General features: G+C 42.5%; 20 protein-coding genes and 1 tRNA gene. 18 read left to right on the plus strand and 3 right to left on the minus strand.

What is annotated here, in order from left to right:
• Position 1: 1 nt before the first annotated feature.
• Entirely contained in the window at positions 2–259 is a 258-nt protein-coding gene (locus FN815_RS00055; protein ID WP_185957114.1) for a type II toxin-antitoxin system Phd/YefM family antitoxin, read from the minus strand.
• Between the two features lie 182 nt (positions 260–441).
• Between FN815_RS00055 and FN815_RS00060 the strand changes: the two genes are divergently transcribed.
• Positions 442–783, plus strand: coding sequence for a hypothetical protein (locus FN815_RS00060; RefSeq protein WP_142452552.1), 342 nt, complete (start codon positions 442–444; stop codon positions 781–783).
• Positions 784–843: 60 nt separating this feature from the next.
• Here the strand turns inward: FN815_RS00060 and FN815_RS00065 are convergent, their stop codons facing one another.
• Positions 844–1611, minus strand: a complete 768-nt coding sequence (locus FN815_RS00065) for a hypothetical protein (protein WP_142452553.1) — start codon at positions 1609–1611, stop codon at positions 844–846.
• Between the two features lie 331 nt (positions 1612–1942).
• Here FN815_RS00065 and guaB point away from each other — a divergent pair, with 331 nt between their 5' ends.
• From guaB to FN815_RS00150, 17 genes are all read left to right on the plus strand, one after another.
• Positions 1943–3430 (plus strand): IMP dehydrogenase, encoded by a 1488-nt coding sequence (gene guaB, locus FN815_RS00070; RefSeq protein ID WP_142452554.1) that lies wholly within the window; start codon positions 1943–1945, stop codon positions 3428–3430.
• Positions 3431–3445: 15 nt separating this feature from the next.
• Entirely contained in the window at positions 3446–4714 is a 1269-nt protein-coding gene (locus FN815_RS00075; protein ID WP_142452555.1) for a glycosyltransferase, read from the plus strand.
• Positions 4715–4744: 30 nt separating this feature from the next.
• Positions 4745–5602, plus strand: a complete 858-nt coding sequence (locus tag FN815_RS00080) for a M23 family metallopeptidase (protein WP_142452556.1) — start codon at positions 4745–4747, stop codon at positions 5600–5602.
• 7 nt (positions 5603–5609) lie between these two features.
• Complete coding sequence (locus FN815_RS00085) at positions 5610–6059, plus strand: bactofilin family protein (RefSeq protein WP_142452557.1); 450 nt, start codon at positions 5610–5612, stop codon at positions 6057–6059.
• A gap of 5 nt (positions 6060–6064) precedes the next feature.
• Entirely contained in the window at positions 6065–6286 is a 222-nt protein-coding gene (locus FN815_RS00090) for an AtpZ/AtpI family protein (protein ID WP_142452558.1), read from the plus strand.
• The gene (locus tag FN815_RS00095; protein WP_221930201.1) at positions 6276–6659 is read left to right on the plus strand and encodes a hypothetical protein; all 384 of its coding nucleotides are present in this window, start codon (positions 6276–6278) and stop codon (positions 6657–6659) included. The genes FN815_RS00090 and FN815_RS00095 overlap by 11 nt, the downstream gene beginning before the upstream one ends.
• A 71-nt stretch (positions 6660–6730) precedes the next feature.
• The gene (gene atpB / locus FN815_RS00100; protein ID WP_246075078.1) at positions 6731–7735 is read left to right on the plus strand and encodes a F0F1 ATP synthase subunit A; all 1005 of its coding nucleotides are present in this window, start codon (positions 6731–6733) and stop codon (positions 7733–7735) included.
• Positions 7736–7796: 61 nt separating this feature from the next.
• Complete coding sequence (locus FN815_RS00105) at positions 7797–8012, plus strand: ATP synthase F0 subunit C (RefSeq protein WP_142452561.1); 216 nt, start codon at positions 7797–7799, stop codon at positions 8010–8012.
• Positions 8013–8028: 16 nt separating this feature from the next.
• The gene (gene atpF / locus FN815_RS00110; RefSeq protein WP_142452562.1) at positions 8029–8541 is read left to right on the plus strand and encodes a F0F1 ATP synthase subunit B; all 513 of its coding nucleotides are present in this window, start codon (positions 8029–8031) and stop codon (positions 8539–8541) included.
• Between the two features lie 10 nt (positions 8542–8551).
• Positions 8552–9100 (plus strand): ATP synthase F1 subunit delta, encoded by a 549-nt coding sequence (atpH, locus tag FN815_RS00115; protein ID WP_142452563.1) that lies wholly within the window; start codon positions 8552–8554, stop codon positions 9098–9100.
• Between the two features lie 28 nt (positions 9101–9128).
• On the plus strand, positions 9129–10739 hold the full coding sequence (gene atpA / locus FN815_RS00120; protein WP_142452564.1) for a F0F1 ATP synthase subunit alpha: 1611 nt from the start codon (positions 9129–9131) through the stop codon (positions 10737–10739).
• 16 nt (positions 10740–10755) lie between these two features.
• Positions 10756–11652 (plus strand): ATP synthase F1 subunit gamma, encoded by an 897-nt coding sequence (atpG, locus tag FN815_RS00125; protein ID WP_142452565.1) that lies wholly within the window; start codon positions 10756–10758, stop codon positions 11650–11652.
• A 24-nt stretch (positions 11653–11676) separates the two neighbouring features.
• Positions 11677–11763: transfer RNA gene (locus FN815_RS00130), tRNA-Ser, on the plus strand.
• A gap of 110 nt (positions 11764–11873) precedes the next feature.
• Complete coding sequence (locus FN815_RS00135) at positions 11874–13259, plus strand: TolC family protein (protein ID WP_142452566.1); 1386 nt, start codon at positions 11874–11876, stop codon at positions 13257–13259.
• 16 nt (positions 13260–13275) lie between these two features.
• On the plus strand, positions 13276–13869 hold the full coding sequence (locus FN815_RS00140) for an MlaC/ttg2D family ABC transporter substrate-binding protein (RefSeq protein WP_142452567.1): 594 nt from the start codon (positions 13276–13278) through the stop codon (positions 13867–13869).
• Between the two features lie 51 nt (positions 13870–13920).
• Positions 13921–14955, plus strand: coding sequence for a hypothetical protein (locus tag FN815_RS00145; RefSeq protein ID WP_142452568.1), 1035 nt, complete (start codon positions 13921–13923; stop codon positions 14953–14955).
• 100 nt (positions 14956–15055) lie between these two features.
• Positions 15056–16510: a capsule assembly Wzi family protein gene (locus tag FN815_RS00150; protein ID WP_142452569.1), complete on the plus strand. Its 1455-nt coding sequence runs from the start codon at positions 15056–15058 to the stop codon at positions 16508–16510.
• Here FN815_RS00150 and FN815_RS00155 read toward each other — a convergent pair.
• On the minus strand, positions 16494–17687 hold the full coding sequence (locus FN815_RS00155; RefSeq protein WP_142452570.1) for a glycosyltransferase family 4 protein: 1194 nt from the start codon (positions 17685–17687) through the stop codon (positions 16494–16496). The genes FN815_RS00150 and FN815_RS00155 overlap by 17 nt on opposite strands.
• Positions 17688–17812 lie beyond the last annotated feature (125 nt).

A 17812-nucleotide genomic window follows, 5' to 3' on the forward strand; every position in this document is an offset into this window, starting at 1 on the left:
ATCAATATCGTTCTTCTCTGCGCATATCCACGACAAATTCTGACATGGGTTTCCCTTTCACTTTTATTTTCTTTCGAAACTCCGTCATATCCGGAAATTTATTTTTACCCTTCTTTTGATTTTTTTCCGGCTCTTCATAGTTCACCAGTTTAGCTACGGGTTTATTATGACGGGTAATGATCACTTCTTCGCCTTGCTCAGCTTCGGTGAGATATTTAGCTAATTGCTCTCTGACTTGGTTGACAGGTACTTTTTTCATGACACCATTGGTTAATTCTGTACATAAATAAATGTACATAAACTGGTTTTTCATTCCTAATGTGCATTTAAACGCTGTATAGGTATAAAACAATTCCAGAAATTAATTTAAATAGGGGTGACAATATGATGTCACCCGGTGTGTGTAACTTGGAGTAAATCAAAAAACAAACACACACTACGATGACAAATCAAGCACTTTCAATTACTCCAGAAACAAACAATAGCACTCAACTTTTTGCGGTTCCTATTCTTAAGCGTATTGAGCAAGAAGGGCGGGAAGAATATTCCGAGATGCAGCAAGCTTTCGATTTGCTGGGATGGGGCAGTTTACCAGATGAGCTCAAAATTGAGATCAGTGACGATGTGAAATTTATGGTGGAAGAGCTGAAAGGCCGGTTTTCTTCCTGCGATCCTCATGTAGAGCGACGCCGTGAATCAGTTCATTACTGGGTTAGCTGCTACCAGGATGGTATTTGCAGTCTTCAAACAGCTGTTAAAGCGCTTAAGGTGAAATCTCTTTGAATCTTAATGAAATCAGATGGGAAGGACTTCTGGAAGTAACGGAGCGACACTAAGGCGGGCTCACGATTTTGTTTTATTACGTGAACTTATGTCCTCATTTACTTCCTGATCTTCTTCTGTTTCGTCTGGCAAAATCCGGTGTTGAACGGGATTACTTAGAGTATCGATGATAAGCTGTGTAATCGTTTTAAACTTCTTCTTTTGCTTACTAAAGTAATATCTGAGTACACCCATAAAACTGAAATAACCGGCAATCCCTCCTAAGGGTGTTAAGGGGATGAAGGTTGATTTAGGTAGGCCAATACTTTTTAGCAAGATCATCAAAAAAATAGCCCCTAAGATGGCGGACAAACCAAGTCCTGGAAAGCGAAGGTCATCCCAGTTGACGTGGTGGATGATCCGGGTGCGGTCTTTTTCGGGTAAAACAGTAATCCTCCGCAGACTTTCGAGACGGTTCTCAACCTGTTCCCAGTCATAGCCGTTACCTACTTTCTCAACTTCCCCTTTCTTGCCTGTAAACGTATTGAGTTCAGGGAACAATTGGTCTAAATGTAATTCCGTTACGGTATTATCAATAACTACGGTTGACTTCAGTTCACTGCTTCCCAGAAGCCAATTGAAAGATTGCTCCGAAGTATGCATGTAGTTACTGATGGCCTGTCGCAAGGCTTGAGGTGGAATGCCTACTTCTTCAGCTATCTCGAACAGTTCTTCTTCCGATACCCCTTGTTCATGGGGTGTGGCTTTATCTTGAGAAAGTTGAATCTCAGAGGCTTTGGAAAGTATTTCCGCAATTTCCTTTTTTGAAAAAAACTTGGAATCAGCCATAGAACTTGTAGAATTTACACGTTTAGTCTCATTTCGTATTGAACTTACAATATCTTCATTAACATACAAGAAGGCTTTTCAGTAGTTCTGTATTAGAGTTTAAAAGTTAATGATGGGCTTTACCTTTAATGAAAATGTTGGCGGATTTACTTTTTTCGGTGGAGTTGGAGAACAATTGCTGACCTTCATCTTTACTGTAAAATGCTTTGGAAGAGGCCATTTTTTATTTTTTGTGATGGCTACGTAAATCAACGAAAAAATATTATTCAATGCAGAAGTTCCACAGAGATATACTTATCTTTGAAAAACTGCAAGCCAAACTTTAGCCTTAATGCATAACACAAATAATTCTTATCCCTTCGAACGCATTACACGCCAAGGCCTTACGTACGACGACGTTCTCTTGGTTCCTAACTATTCTCAAGTACTTCCACGCAATGTGGACACCACTGTTAACCTCACACCTTCGCTCAAATTAAATGTCCCCATCATAAGTGCGGCCATGGATACGGTATCTGAATACCGCCTGGCTATTGCACTGGCTCGTGAGGGCGGCATCGCGATGCTGCATAAAAACATGAGCATTGAAGATCAGGCCGAGCATGTTCGGCTGGTGAAGCGCAGTGAAAGCGGGATGATTGTGGATCCGGTAACTCTCAAGGAAGATGCCACAGTTCGTGAAGCACGCGCGCTCATGAAAAAACAAAAAATTGGTGGAATCCCCATTGTGGATAAAGCCGGTATTTTGGTTGGTATTGTAACGAATCGTGATCTGCGATTTGAGTCGGCCATGAATAAGAAGCTGGGCGAGATCATGACCCATGAAGATCTCGTTACGGCCAAAGAGGGAACTAACCTGCAGCAAGCCGAGAAAATTCTGCAACACTACAAAGTGGAAAAGCTACCTATCGTAAACGATAATAATAAGCTGGTAGGGCTGATCACTTTCAAGGATATTGAAAAGAAAATGAACTTCCCGAATGCCTGCAAAGATGATATGGGGCGATTGCGGGTTGGCGCAGCGGTAGGGGTTACGCCTGATACCATGGACCGTGTGGATGCGCTGGTAGCTACAGGTGTTGATGCTATCACCGTGGATACCGCACACGGGCATTCCAAAGGCGTACTGGAAACCATCAAAAAAATTAAAGAAACTTATCCTGACCTGAATGTGATAGGCGGCAATATTGCTACGAAGTCGGCTGCTGAGGCCCTGGTTGAAGCCGGAGCTGATGTAGTGAAAGTTGGAGTAGGTCCTGGTTCTATATGCACAACACGTGTGGTAACCGGTGTTGGTGTACCTCAGCTTAGCGCTGTGATGGAAGTGGCCGAATTTACCCGTGAAAAAGGTGTTGGGCTTATTGCCGACGGAGGTATCAAACAAACCGGCGATATCCCCAAGGCTATTGCGGGTGGTGCGGATGCTGTTATGATGGGATCCATGTTTGCCGGTGTAGACGAGAGTCCAGGAGAGACCATCATCTATGAATCCCGTAAATATAAATCCTACCGTGGCATGGGCAGCATAAGTGCCATGAATAAAGGTTCCAAAGACCGTTATTTCCAGGATGTGGAAGATGATATTAATAAATTGGTTCCTGAAGGTATCGAAGGACGCGTGCCATTTAAAGGATACCTCAGCGAAGTAGTGCACCAAATGACCGGTGGATTACGCGCAGCCATGGGCTATGCCGGTGCTGCTACCATTGATGACATGAAAAGTGCAGAATTTGTTCAGATTTCGGCCGCAGCATACAGAGAAAGTCATCCGCATTCGGTTCAGATTACCAAAGAAGCGCCTAATTACTCGGTATCCTAACCGGTTTTGGCGGACATGAAGAACGTACTCGTTATTGTATATTACTTCCCTCCGATGGGGGGAAGTGGTGTGCAGCGTCCTCTCAAATTTGTTAAGTATTTGCGTGATTTTGGGTGGGACCCCATTATTCTTTGTCCCGAACCCGGGGCCTATCATACCTTTGACCAATCGCTGATGGAGGAGGTGCACAATGCCAACCTCCAGGTATTCCGCGTGCCGGTTGATACGCCTTTTCATAAAACCGGACAAAAACAGAAGCAGGTTCGTATTCCTCCGGCAATAGCGAAAATTCTGCGCTGGTTTTCTTCCTTCTTTTTCTTGCCAGATAACAAGAAGAAATGGATTGAACCCGGCCTGGAGGCTGCTATGAAAATAATTGAGGAACAAGACATCGATCTGATTTTTTCCTCTGCTCCGCCTTACAGCAACTTGATGCTTGCTAAATCTATCAAGCAAAAAACAGGGCTTCCGGTGGTCATGGATTTGCGGGATGACTGGCTGGAAAGCCATCTCATCAAATACCCTACACGCTGGCACAAAAACCGTATGCGACAGCTTGAAGCGGAAACCTTATCTGAAGCTGATGGATTGTTGACCATAAACGAGCGAATTGCCCAAAGTTTAAAGGAGCGTACTCAAAAAGAGGTAGAAGTGATTGGCCATGGATACGACCCCGAAGATTTTAAGGGTTTAGGAGCTGATCAATATCCCCCCAACAAAAAACTAACCTTTTTATACAGCGGCACCTTTTATCCGGATAGCCGGCCGGATACATTTCTGAGGGCCTGGGCTGAATTATTGAAGGAGAGTCCTTCACTCAAAGAACGTGTTGAACTTCAATTTCAAGGGCGGCTGGAAAATGCTCACTGGAAATTGATCAATGAACTTAACCTAAAAGATCTGGTGGTGGATTTTGGATATGTAGATCATGACACGGCAGTGCGTAACCTCTTGAGGGCAGATGTGCTTTGGTTGATTGTAGGTCATAAAAAGAATGCAGAGATTATCTCATTAGGAAAAACGAGTGAATATTTTGCCGCACGTAAACCTATTTTAGGTTTGGTGCCGAAAGGCAGCGCTCGCGATATGTTGCTAAATTACGGTAATGCTTTTATCGCTGCCCCCTACCACATCTCGCAAATAAAAAAGCAGTTGGAAGTTATTTTGAAGCACAAACGGAATGGAGACTGGCCGGAACCTTCAGAGGAAGTGATACAGTCTTTTAACCGGAGAAAATTGACAGGAGAACTCACCCGGATGTTTGATCAAATTAATTCCCGATAATATTTATCGGTTTGCTTAACTTTGTGTGCTATGGTTGAACTGCTAAAAAAATTATTTGAGCAACGTCAGCGAGATATCACCGTAATTTTGCTGGATGATTCTAAGCCCGACGAAGATAATTCCTACAGAATAAATCCCAATGGTTTAATTGGGCTGATATTGGGAATTTCAGGAGTTTTTGCGGTTATTGTTGCTCTATTGTTTATGTTAACTCCAATTGGAAGCTTACTTTATAGCAATGATGACGCTGAAATAAGAGCCCAGATTTTGGAGGTTACCAACCGAACCATGGCCCTGGAGGATTCGCTGCGACAAAGGGACTTGCAACTACAAGAAATGAAAAATATCATTCGTTTTAGTGTAGATACTACCTTAACTCCTGACGAACGTTTCATGAGTATGGGAGATGAGAACGCTCCTTTTACTAGTCCAGATATATTGGCTTCAGAGCGAATGGAAAACCTGGAGCAATTTTCTCAAAACGAAATTATATTTTCTAATATCTTTAAAGCCACTCCTGATTTTCCGGCTCGATATCCTGTAAAAGGAACGTTAACCAGAAGATATTTGCCGGGACAGGATCATTTTGGAATGGATATTGCAACAAAAGATAGGGAACCCGTTATAAACGTGGCAGATGGTTCCGTGATAAATAGCAGTTGGACCATTAATAATGGTTACATAATCTCGGTACAACATAGTGACGGGTTGGTAAGCACTTACAAACACTTGGCAACCGTGAGCAAAAGGGAAGGCGACCTGGCATTGCGAGGCGATATACTTGGCGAAACCGGAAACACCGGAGTACTAAGTACCGGCCCTCATTTGCATTTTGAAATATGGAAGAATGGTGTACCTCAAAATCCTGAAAAATATTTAATTAAATAATAGAAGCATGCTGAATTCGAGACGATCAAAGAGTAAGAGCAGTACTCCTAATTCAAACGGCGGTAACTCACCAGCTGTAAATATTATAAGTGAAGGCACCCAGCTTGACGGTGACCTGAACTCGCAAACGGATATTCGCATAGCCGGAACGATTACCGGGGAGGCAATTTCTAAAGGTAAAGTCATTATTACCGGCAGCGGAAAAGTGGTTGGTAACATTACCTCGGCTGATGCAGATATTGCTGGTAAAATTGAAGGGGAGGTAAAGGTTTCGAATAAACTAACCCTTCGTGATTCTGCCGTGGTGGATGGAAATATCTTCACCAAAACACTGATTGTGGAAGAAGGCGCCAAAGTAAACGGTTCTTGCAAAATGGGTGCTGATATAAAATCGATCTCACGCAATAGTGATGCCGACTACGCCAGCGATACCAAAAAAGTACAATCCTCATCCTGACTTAATTGCTCAATAACCTTCTGCCTGATAAATACGGCCGGTATGTAAGCCTTGGGGTGGAAATCGCCGTATCCATGGCTTTACCTGTGGTAGGAGGGTACTTGTTAGATGACTATTTTGGTACCAGTCCCTGGCTGGTGCTGACAGGTATAGTATTAGGAATGCTTAATTTTGGACTTATGATTGCACGGATTGCAAAAAAATTAAACGAAGAGGATGACAAATGATACGTTTCCCGTAATGAAACGGACGCTCAAAATGTCGGTTTTATTGCTGGTACTTTCTACTACGTTTTTTCTGATAGGTGAACAGCAAGGGGTGGCAGTCGTCTCCGGAGTACTTTTAAGCTGCATTTTTGTAGTAAGCAGTGCCTGGGTGTTTGATTTCTTCAGCGGACTGGATAACAAGAAGTTTATGAAAATATTTTTCTTGTCAACCGCGCTGCGCTTTGTGTTAGTGCTGATTCTGTTCGGAATTTTTATCGGACTGACAAAAATTGACGAAATCTACTTTACAGTTAGTTTTATAATTTCCTATCTTTGCCAATCTGTAACGGAAGTGATTTTTATAAATAAAATTCTTGACAACAGCGGCAGATAAAAGAAATGGTTCAAACCCTGCGTCTACTATTTTTAACCTTATTATTTTTAAGTGTAAGCACACCAAATACTTTGGCAGCCGACCCTAGTGGGGCGGAGGAAGAGCCCGTTATTGATGTAATGGGGACTGTGCTTGATCACGACTATCTAAAAACTCCGTTTGGTAAAATTTATTTGCCGCGCATTTTCTATTGGGAAGATGCTTCCGGTCAAACTCACCTCAACGCTTACGGCAGTACGAAAAAAGCCGAGCAGTCTGAACTTTTTGAATTAGCTGAAAGCGGAGCTATTGTTCCTTCCGGCGGTGGGCATATTCTTATTGACATGTCCATTACTTCTCACTTGGCCTTTGTATGGTTCAGTGTGATTATTGTGATGATTGTGACCTTTATTGTGGCAGGTAAATATAAAAGGGGTGTGGGTAAGGAAACGGAGCCTAAGGGCGCTTTTCAAAATATTTTTGAGATCTTGTTTGAATTCATCAGGGATCACGTAGCTAAAGACAATATCCCGGATCACAAATACAAGCGTTATGTGCCCTATTTGTTTGCTGTATTTACCAGTATTGCCTTAATGAATTTGTTTGGTTTGTTGCCCTGGGCGGCTACAGCAACTGCTGACTTAACGGTGACAGCTACTCTTGCTGCTATTTCATTTTTCGTAATTCAGTTCAGTGGTACCAAAGATCACTGGGCACACGTATTTTGGTTCCCGGGAGTACCTGGCTGGTCTCGCATTATTTTGACGCCGGTAGAGATATTAGGGTTATTCACTAAGCCTTTTGCGCTCGCGATTCGACTTTTTGCCAACATGCTTTCCGGTAAAATGATGATTATCGCTATTCTTGGATTGATATTTATTTTCGCCGACCTTTTCGGCCCTGTAGGTGGTTACGGTATGGCTGGTTTCCTGGCAGTACCATTAACGGCCGCCATTTATTTTCTGAAAGCCTTTGTGGCTTTACTACAGGCATACGTGTTCACTATTCTTACAGCAGTATTTATTGGAATGGCTGCCGAAGATCACGAACACGATGAAGAAGGCTATCATGTTGAACATGTGGCTGAAGCCGAATAAACGACTTTATTTAACTAACTACTTAAAAAACCATAACTAACAAAAATCAAAAGATAGAAACATGGGACTTTTAGCAGCTGGTATAGGAGCAGGAATTGTAGCGATTGCTGCAGGACTTGGAATCGGAATGATTGGTAAAGCCGCTACCGAAAGTATTGCGCGACAGCCGGAAGCCTCCGGAGATATTCGTGGTGCGATGCTTCTTACTTCCGTATTCATCGAGGGTGTTGCCCTTTTCTGTGCGGTAATTTGTGCACTGATCATCTTCTTGGGTTAATCTCGTGATACACTCCATGCTACTTTTAGCAGGCGGGGGAGGATTACTCTCTTTTAATACCGGATTTGCCATCTGGATAGCTATCACTATGGTGGTATTTATCTTTCTTATGGCCAAATTTGGTGTTCCACCGATCATGAAGGCGCTCGAAGAGCGTGAGCATAAAATCAAAGAGTCTTTGGAATCTGCCGAAAAAGCAATTGCTCGTGCAGAACAAATTTCAAAAGACAATGAGAAAGCACTTCGTGAAGCGGAAACCAAGGCTCAACAAATTCGCAAAGAAGCAGTTGAGGAAGCAGAGTTGATCCGAACGGAACGAATTAACAAAGCCAAAGAGGAAGCTGAGCAAATTATTGACCAAGCCAGAACCTCTATTGAACAGGAAAAAAGACAAGCTCTTACGGAACTTAGAAGCGAAGTGGCAAAACTTGCCGTAGCATCTGCTTCCAAGATTCTTGATTCCGAGCTTGATGAGAAAAAGAATCACAAGCTGGTGGATAATTTTATATCCGACCTTCAAAAAAATTAACTCATAATTCATGCTGGTATCCAAAGCGGCACGCCGATATGCCACCGCACTTTTACAGCTAGCTCAAGAGCAAGACGCCGTAGAGCGTACTCTTGAAGATGTTGAATTTATTCAGAATACAATCAAGGATTCACGCGATCTGCAGCTGTTTTTGAAGAGCCCGGTTATTAAACCGGATCAAAAAGTGAAGGCACTCGAAGCCATTTTTGAGGGTGAAGTGAGTGAAATGGTACATAAGTTCATTTTACTTATCACCCGAAAAAACCGGCAAAATATCCTTGCTGAAATCGTTGAGGCTTTTATAGAAAAGTACAACGAGTTTGCAGGTATTATTTCTGCCAAGGTTTTTGTGGCCTACAAACTGGATGATAAAGAACTCAATAGCGTACAAAAGAAGCTGGAGTCGGTCACTGGTAAGAAAGTGAACCTCACAGTGGAAGTACAACCTGAGTTAAAAGGTGGAATGGCCGTTAAAATCAACGATACAGTGATGGACGGCACGGTTAAGCATAAATTGGATCAGCTTGAAAATACATTCCTTAGCACAGCCACGGAATAAACAAATCAGATTTTAATCATAAGATACAATGAGTCAAGTCAGACCAGACGAAGTTTCAGCCATATTACGCAAGCAGTTATCAGGTTTCGACAATGAAGCTGATACCTACGACGTAGGTACCGTACTTGAAGTAGGGGATGGTATTGCCCGCGTATACGGCTTATCGAAAGTACAAGCAGGTGAATTGGTTGAGCTGCCGGATTCAAAAGATGAAAACGGCGAGACTGTCACCGGTATGGTACTTAACCTTGAGGAAGACAACGTTGGTATCGTACTTTTTGGTGCTTCAAGCGCCGTAGAGGAAGGCCATACAGTAAAACGTACTAATGATATTTCTTCTATCAACGTAGGAGACGGATTATTAGGCCGCGTTATCGATCCTCTTGGGAACCCAATTGATGGAAAAGGAGCAATCAGCGGCGACACTGTTCGCCTGCCTCTTGAGCGTAAAGCACCTGGTGTAATTTACCGTCAGCCGGTAGATGAACCCCTCCAGACCGGTTTGAAATCCATTGACTCATTAATTCCAATTGGCCGTGGTCAGCGTGAGCTTATTATTGGTGACCGCCAGACGGGTAAAACCTCTGTTGCCGTTGATACCATTATCAACCAGCAGGCTACTCAGGATTCTGACAAGCCTGTGTACTGTATTTATGTGGCTGTAGGACAGAAAGGTTCTACCATTGCGAATATTCGCCAGGTACTGGAAGAGAAAGGTGCCATGGAATACACTACTATTGTGGCTGCACCAGCCAGTTCAACTGCTCCCATGCGTTACATTGCTCCTTTTGCCGGAGCTGCTATCGGTGAGTATTTCCGGGACACTGGTCGACACGCTTTGGTTATTTATGATGATCTTTCAAAACAAGCCGTAGCATATCGCGAGCTTTCGCTATTGCTGAAGCGTCCTCCTGGCCGTGAAGCTTATCCTGGTGATGTATTTTATTTGCACAGTCGTTTGCTGGAGCGTGCTGCTAAAATCATTGAAGATGATGAAGTAGCAAAATCCATGAATAACATCCCTGAAGAGCTTAAGCCTAAAGTAAAAGGTGGTGGATCATTAACAGCCCTTCCGGTGATTGAAACCCAGGCCGGTGATGTGTCTGCCTACATTCCAACCAACGTAATTTCTATTACCGATGGTCAGATCTTCCTGGATACTGACTTGTTTAACCAGGGTATTCGCCCCGCTATTGATGTAGGTACTTCCGTATCTCGTGTAGGTGGTTCGGCCCAGGTTAAGTCCATGAAGAAACTTTCTGGTACTTTGAAGCTTGACTTGGCTCAGTATCGTGAGCTTGAAGCTTTTGCCAAATTCGGTTCTGATCTTGATGCATCTACTCAGGCTCAGCTTCGAAAAGGAGAGCGTACTGTAGAATTGCTTAAGCAGCCTGAATACCAGCCGCTGCCCGTAGAACAGCAAATTGCTTTGTTGAAAGTGAATGACGAAGGATTACTGGATAATATTGATGTTGAGCAAATCGGTGATTTTGAGGATCAATTCCTTGAAACTCTTGGCCTCAAGTATGAGCAAGAGATGAGCGCCCTGGCAAAAAGTGGAAAGCTTGACGACACCTTTGGTGACAAGATTATCGAGATTGCCAATTCAGTTATTGATCAGATTAACGTAAGCAACTAAAAACCTTTAGGTATCGATGGCCAACCTTCGCGACATACGAAACCGGATATCATCGGTTAACAATACCCAGCAGATAACCAAAGCCATGAAAATGGTTGCGGCTGCCAAGCTCAAGAAAGCGCAGGACCGGATGACTCAGACTCGTCCATATGCAGCTAAAATTGAGGAAGTGGCGGGCCGGTTAGCTGGAAGTACAAAAGCCGACCATCCGGTAATGCGGAAACCCGACGAAATTAATGAAGTATTATTCGTTGTGGTTGGTTCTGACCGTGGTTTACGTGGTGGTTTCAATAATAACCTGTTCAAGGAAGTCGAATCGCGCTTACATGAAGAGTTTCAGTCTCACTTAGATGACAAATCGCTTTCAATGATTACCATTGGTAAGAAAGCAACGGCTCATTTTACCAAACGTAAATACAAGGTGATTGAGAGTCACCCTGGCTTTTTTGATGATCTGGACTATTCTTCTACGTCTGACATTATGAATGCGATTATAAAGGAATTCTCCGATGAAAAGTTTGATGAAGTATATATAGCTTTCAACGAATTTAAGTCGGTAATTGCTCAGAAACGACGCATTCAAAAGATTCTGCCAATCGATCCAGAAAAAATTGCAAAATCAGAAACTGAGGATGCAAAAGAACAAGTTATTGATTACCTTTACGAGCCTGATTCGCAAGCTATTCTGAATCGCTTGTTACCGTTGCACTTAAACATGCAATTATGGCGTGCAGTTTTAGAGTCTAATGCTTCTGAACAGGGCGCACGAATGACAGCGATGGATAGTGCTACTGAGAACGCAAAAGATCTTGAAAAAGAATTGAGGTTAGAATATAATCAGGCACGTCAAAGTGCGATTACTACCGAGATTTCCGAGATTGTTTCTGGAGCTCAGGCACTTAGCGAAGATTAAGATTTTATTGACGATTGTACTAATGGAGAGCTGGCAGAGTGGTCGAATGCGGCGGTCTTGAAAACCGTTGAGGCTTCACGGTCTCCGGGGGTTCGAATCCCTCGCTCTCCGCATTAGTTCTAATGAACACATAAATAGCCCCTTTTGGGGCTTTTTATGTTTTACGAAATACTTTAAATAAACTGATCGTGCATTCGTTTAAGCCCCAAAACCTTTTTCTTATGACAGCACGAACTCTAAGCTTTTTCCTTCTAACCTTTTCTTTGTTATCCATGCCCGTTGTGGCACAGGATACCCTTCAGATTTCATTTGATGCTTTTTTGAGTAAAGCCAAACAAAGTTCAGGCCAGCTAAAACTTCAGAAACAAGATGTGGAGTTGGCAGAAAACAGAGTTGATTTGGCTCAAGCTCAGCGTATTCTTCCAAATTTAAGCTTTGATACCCAGCATGGATTGGTTCCCGGAGTAGAAAGTAATCGTGATGACTTGTCTGAAAACGAATATTACCTGGATCCCAACCTTGAGAACAACTGGGAGAATTGGGCAGTCTATACCAAGTTTGAACTGTCTGCCGTACAGCCCATTTTTACCTGGGGCGCCATCAATAAAGCGATTGATGCGGCTAAGTTAGGAGCTGAAGCTGCTCGCTATAAATACGATGCCGATCAGGCTAACTATGAGATGCGTTTGTTTGAACTGTATTACAGCTATGTACTGGCGCTTGAAATTGAACGTCTGCTGAATGAAGCTCAGGAAAAAATTGATCAGATTGAGCGGCAGATTACCAAAATGCAGGAAGAAGGAAATGAGAGCCTGGACGAGTCGGATGTATTCAAATTTGAGATTTATAAATCAGAATTTGAGATACAGAAAGCCGAGGTGTTTGAAAATATGGGCTTCGTAAGAGAAACCTGGAATTATGTGCTTCGTGATGATGAGGGTACGGTGTACGAACCCGAAGTTCGGTTTTTGGATCCTATTTCAATGGAACTTGAATCTATCGACTTCTATCAAGAAGCCGCATTCAATAACCGGCCGGAATTGAAAGCGCTGGAAGTGGGTGAAGAAGCAACCCGAACCTATATTTCATCCCTAAAAAAGCAGAATCTTCCGGGACTGTATTTGGCTGGGTTTTTCAATTTTGCCCATACTCCGAATCGCCCACGTCAGTCTAACCCATTCATCATCAACAATACCAACAAACTAAGTGGTGGAGCTGGATTTACTATCCGTCAAAAGCTGAACTTTTTCTCTATAAAAGCAAATCTTGAAAGAAGCCGTATTGAGCTTAAGAAAGCGGATTATGCACAGGATGCAGCCGAAGATGGTATCATGCTGGAAGTAAATAATACCTACCGGCAAGCATCGGTGGCAGCCGTGAAAGTAGAGCAAACTGACGAGGCTCTGGTTACTTCAAAAAGATGGGTGCGACAGGAACAATTGGACTATGATTTTGGTATGGGTGAAGTAAAGGACCTTATTGATGCTATGAAGAAAGAACTGGAGCTTAAGCTCAAACAGAAAGAACGGATATTTGAATTTAATTCTTCGTTGGCAAAACTGAATAAAGTATCGGGTATTCCGTTAACTACCCTGATTAGTAATTAAATAACGAACAGATATCATGAATTACTTAAAAAGCATTTTTATTTTTTCTATTCTATTCTCGGTTTTAAGCATTACTGCCGTGGCGCAACAAACCGAGGAAGATGTACGAAGCATGCTGGAAGAACGTGACGAAGAAATTAAGGAATTGGTAGGACCAGAGGGTACAACCTACACCGATGAGCAACGCGCTACTCTTAAGGAGATTATTAATGGCGTGATAGATTTTGAAGCCATGGCCCAGGAAGCTCTTGCCGAAACATACGATACCATCGCTACCGAAAAGCGGGAAGAGTTTGTCGACCTTTTTTCTACCATTGTACGGGATCAGTCGCTAAACAATCTTGACATTTATCGTGCCAAGGTTACCTATACTTCTATTGAAGTAGATGGTAATCAGGCACGTGTAGAGACTCTGGCACAACTGGAAAATGTACGTACTCCGGTAAATTATGAACTTCGTTTTGAAGAGGGGCAATGGTTTATCACTGATATGGAAATTGATGATGTATCTACGGCTGCTTCCTACAACCGACAGTTTCAGCGAACCATTGCCCAAAATGGTTTTGAGGATTTAATGGAGCGGTTGAGAAAACGAGCCGCCAGGGCATAAAGTTTGGCTTTACACCCTCTCGAAATTGTGTATATTTGAAAATAAAAAGACGTGCTAACTCCGGTTAAAAATAAAAAATTAGGGAATGAAGGGTACATTTACGTCAGCTATGGACACCCGAAATACCTTCAGCATGCCGTAGCTTCGGTTACCACATTGCGCAGGTATGATACAGAGCGTCCGGTAGCTATCGTTTGTACCAAGAAACACCAGCAGCTTATAAAGAAGCATAACCTTAGTGATTTCTTTGATCTTGTTTTTGACTTGCCGGAAGAACACGCTTCCATTGTGGGTTTCAAACACAATTTTTATAACTACCTGTTTTTTGAGAACAACTTATTTCTCGACAGCGATATCATTTGGTGCAAGAACCCGGATCCACTTTGGGAAGCTTTTAGGCCTTTTGATTTTACTGTAACAGGTACACTGGTTTCTGATAACTTTTTTGGTGCGCCCAAAAGTATTGGTGTGGTGAAAGACATATTATTGCGTAGGCGAACCCGCACACTAAAGCGTTTCGGGTTATCCTACCTGAGCAGGGCACAAACCGGCATTATGTACAGTTCTGATTACGCCCTTACCAAGAAAACCTGCGAATTGGCAAAGGAGATGCTTAAGCGTAAATCAGAAACCCATTTTCAAAGCCGAAAAAAAGAAAAAGGCCGTACAGAAGAATCCTGTGAATGGAGTTTGGCTATGGCCATGTCTAAGTTAAATATCCCTGTATATCCATGGTTTCAAGGGCTCAACAGTCCTCAGTTGGATTATATTGAAATGCTCACCGATCACGATAAAGAGTTCGAATATGTAAACTGTAAGTATTATTCACACCGGTTTGTGTATTCGCTTAGAGGCTTAAAAAGTGATTTTTTGAAAAAACTACTGATTGGTGTCTTTACTCTTTATCCTGGTAATGGAGATTATATGATGGTGACGCCATTTTGCCTCCATTTTGGTTGGTATCACGAGAAAAAGGCATTTCTTGATTTTTCTGATAAGATCTGGAACCGGCTGGAATCTGGTTTAGATACCTCACACTACGAGAACCGGATCCAGGAAGCTGACAGCTCTGCAACCGAAGCATAATTACACGACCAATCACTCAAATCGCATCCGATTGATTAGTAATAAAGTCCACACTGTTGTTTTGTTCCTGTGTGTATTGGGACTTTTACCTATACCATCTTTGGCACAATGGCATAGCCCTGACAGTATAAGTGCAGGTCTGTACACTTCGGTATCAAAAAAGGAGTATCAACCCTTTTGGCTTGCGGCAAACAGGCAAGGATTTATTGAAGAGTTTAGCCAGGGGAATGCGGTATTTAGAATGCAGGCCCATTCTTCATTTCAATCTTACAATATATTCGAATATGCTTATGGCATTGATGTTGCGGCAAGAGCTGCAGAGGTGAATTCAGATCTCTATTTTCATCAGTTATATGGTTCACTGAAAGCTTCTATCTTTCAATTGGATGCAGGTTGGAAATATTACACGGTTGGTGAACCCCCAAGTAAACTCTCTTCTGGATCAATGGGGATTAGTAATAACAGTCGTACCATTCCAAGGATTAATCTCTCTATACCTAAATTTACCCCCGTTCCTTTAACGTATAGTTTTATTCAGTTCAAAGGAAACCTGGCTCATGGCTGGTTAGGCAATGACCGAAGTACTAAAGGAGCTTACCTCCACGAAAAGACCTTTTACCTACAGGGCGGCTTTGATTATTGGCCGGTACAGGGCTATGCCGGAATGGTACATTTTGCGCAATGGGGAGGTACTATGCCAGATGGGGAGGAGCTGCCATCTGGATTTGAGGATTTTACCTCTGTGTTTTTTGGGAGTGGGGGAGGAAGTGATGCACCGGATGGTGAACAGGTTAACGCGTTGGGCAATCATCTGGGAATTTGGGATTTCGGCATGGAAATAGAGTTAAAAAACATAACCTTAAATCTCTATTATCAGCACCCTTTTGAAGATAAATCTCAGTTGAGGTTTAGCAGGGAAGAGGATGGATTATACGGGATCAATGTTGAATCCAAAAAACAGAATATACTGTCAGGGTTTTTGTGGGAGTTTATTTACACCAAAGCACAAACGGGCCCGGGATTGTCTGATCCGGTAGCTAATTTTCCGTATTGTGAAGAAGAGAATTGCGGATATCCATATGGTGGTCGGGATAATTACTATAACAATTATATCTATGAAGACGGCTGGACAAATCAGAACAGAACTTTAGGTACTCCTCTTTTCTTGAGTGTAGCTCAATTGAAAAGCTATTTTCCGGATGCCAAGGTGTATAACACCGCAATTGAAAGTAACCGAATAGTAGGACATCATATGGGCTTGGAAGGCTATATAAGTCCTCGTTTTAAATATCGTGCCTTGGTTACATATGTGAGGCACTACGGTAATTATCATGGAATAAATGGGGGGTACGGTCAATTTAATAGTAAGAACCCCGAGTACGACAAGACCCAATATTTATTCTATCCGGCTTTAGAGCAGTGGAATTTTTTGGTTGAAACAGAATACTCATTTCCCCGGCTATCGAACATCCATTTTATTACATCCTTGGCGTATGACAATGGAGATTTAAACCAGAATTTAGGGCTTTTATTGGGCGCTACTTATCATTTTTGACGCGTTCATTTTCCAAGGCAAGTGCGTACAACTCTTCAAAATGGGCACAGGCGTGGTCCCATGTAAAATTTTGCCGAATGTGGGTTGCTCCGGCTCTTCCCATGGCTTGTCTCTGGTCAGGGTGTTCTAATAAGTATTGAATGGAGTCTGCCAGAGCTGTGGGATTATCAGCTTCTACTAAACAGCCATTTTTTTGGTTTTGGATGATTTCAGGAGTGCCTCCAACTTTTGTGCTTACAGTTGGGGTTCCCACACACATAGAGCTCAGTACAGCAAGGCTGAAATTTTCTTCGCGAGAGGGAAGTACACATAATTTTGATTTTGAAAGTACCTGACCAAGCTCATGGTGATCCATCCATGATTTGAATATGACCTTCTTTGAGAGTTTTAGTTTTTCAACTTCCTCCTGGAGTTCTTGCTTCATCTCTCCGCGACCAATAATCCAGGTTTCGGGAATTTCTTGAGGATCAAGTAAGCTTAAAGCCTCAATTAATGTATCTACGCCTTTGGTTTTTGTAAGTCGCCCAAAAAATACGATAGGCCCCTGCTGAGCTTCCGGTTTTCTGTGATAATTTAGAAATTCATCAGGCACACCATTGTGTACGGGTTGCAGCCTTTCTCTAGGAATATTGAAGGCCTTTCCAATCATTTCAGCCGCCCATTGGCTTGGTGGGGTACAGAAATCTGCATGAAAAGCTGCAGAGGCTTGCATCAGATACTTACCATTTTTCAAAGCCGTAAATACTTTGGTAGTAAAAGGAAGTTTTTTGTGTTTAAAGAATACCTCAGGATAGTGAGGGTGGTGTGGAGTACAAATAAAAGCAAAGCTATGATGGTCGCGAATTTTGTGAACGAGTCCGGTTTCTTCTCCATTGCCGTGTACGACGGTGTCTTCATTTGGGTTAATGATTTTTTTGAGGATTCTATTAACACTTAATGCAGTTAAGGGCCTTAAAAAAACAGCTCTTTTACTTTTAGCAGCTATTAAATGAGCCCAGTGAATTTGATAAGGCACATCATCAGGGACAGAAATAGTTTCCCAAGGTGGCTTGGAATAAATGACCGTTACTTTATGTCCCCGTTTGGACATTGCAACCCCTAAATTGTGCGTAACTCTTTGAGCTCCTCCACTATAAGCCGACCAGGGGGAATAATCTACGGTTAAAATTATATGCATTACATTTTTTGCATTTAGTAAGAGCAATATGAATGTTTAAAACACTACAGTGAGTTCAGGCAAATTCCTATTCCATTTTGACGTATTGAAATTAGGTCTGCAACAATGATTTAACGATTTGTGCT

It is taken from the genome of Gracilimonas mengyeensis, assembly GCF_900182705.1.
In the GTDB taxonomy this organism is placed as follows: Bacteria; Bacteroidota; Rhodothermia; order Balneolales; family Balneolaceae; genus Gracilimonas; species Gracilimonas mengyeensis.

Bases quoted from the DNA above. Each gene is read 5' to 3' on its own strand.
- FN815_RS00055 (WP_185957114.1), bottom strand. From the start codon at position 259: ATGAAAAAAGTACCTGTCAACCAAGTCAGAGAGCAATTAGCTAAATAT.
- FN815_RS00060 (WP_142452552.1), top strand. From the start codon at position 442: ATGACAAATCAAGCACTTTCAATTACTCCAGAAACAAACAATAGCACT.
- FN815_RS00065 (WP_142452553.1), bottom strand. From the start codon at position 1,611: ATGGCTGATTCCAAGTTTTTTTCAAAAAAGGAAATTGCGGAAATACTT.
- guaB (WP_142452554.1), top strand. From the start codon at position 1,943: ATGCATAACACAAATAATTCTTATCCCTTCGAACGCATTACACGCCAA.
- FN815_RS00075 (WP_142452555.1), top strand. From the start codon at position 3,446: ATGAAGAACGTACTCGTTATTGTATATTACTTCCCTCCGATGGGGGGA.
- FN815_RS00080 (WP_142452556.1), top strand. From the start codon at position 4,745: ATGGTTGAACTGCTAAAAAAATTATTTGAGCAACGTCAGCGAGATATC.
- FN815_RS00085 (WP_142452557.1), top strand. From the start codon at position 5,610: ATGCTGAATTCGAGACGATCAAAGAGTAAGAGCAGTACTCCTAATTCA.
- FN815_RS00095 (WP_221930201.1), top strand. From the start codon at position 6,276: ATGACAAATGATACGTTTCCCGTAATGAAACGGACGCTCAAAATGTCG.
- FN815_RS00105 (WP_142452561.1), top strand. From the start codon at position 7,797: ATGGGACTTTTAGCAGCTGGTATAGGAGCAGGAATTGTAGCGATTGCT.
- atpF (WP_142452562.1), top strand. From the start codon at position 8,029: ATGCTACTTTTAGCAGGCGGGGGAGGATTACTCTCTTTTAATACCGGA.
- atpH (WP_142452563.1), top strand. From the start codon at position 8,552: ATGCTGGTATCCAAAGCGGCACGCCGATATGCCACCGCACTTTTACAG.
- atpA (WP_142452564.1), top strand. From the start codon at position 9,129: ATGAGTCAAGTCAGACCAGACGAAGTTTCAGCCATATTACGCAAGCAG.
- atpG (WP_142452565.1), top strand. From the start codon at position 10,756: ATGGCCAACCTTCGCGACATACGAAACCGGATATCATCGGTTAACAAT.
- FN815_RS00135 (WP_142452566.1), top strand. From the start codon at position 11,874: ATGACAGCACGAACTCTAAGCTTTTTCCTTCTAACCTTTTCTTTGTTA.
- FN815_RS00140 (WP_142452567.1), top strand. From the start codon at position 13,276: ATGAATTACTTAAAAAGCATTTTTATTTTTTCTATTCTATTCTCGGTT.
- FN815_RS00155 (WP_142452570.1), bottom strand. From the start codon at position 17,687: ATGCATATAATTTTAACCGTAGATTATTCCCCCTGGTCGGCTTATAGT.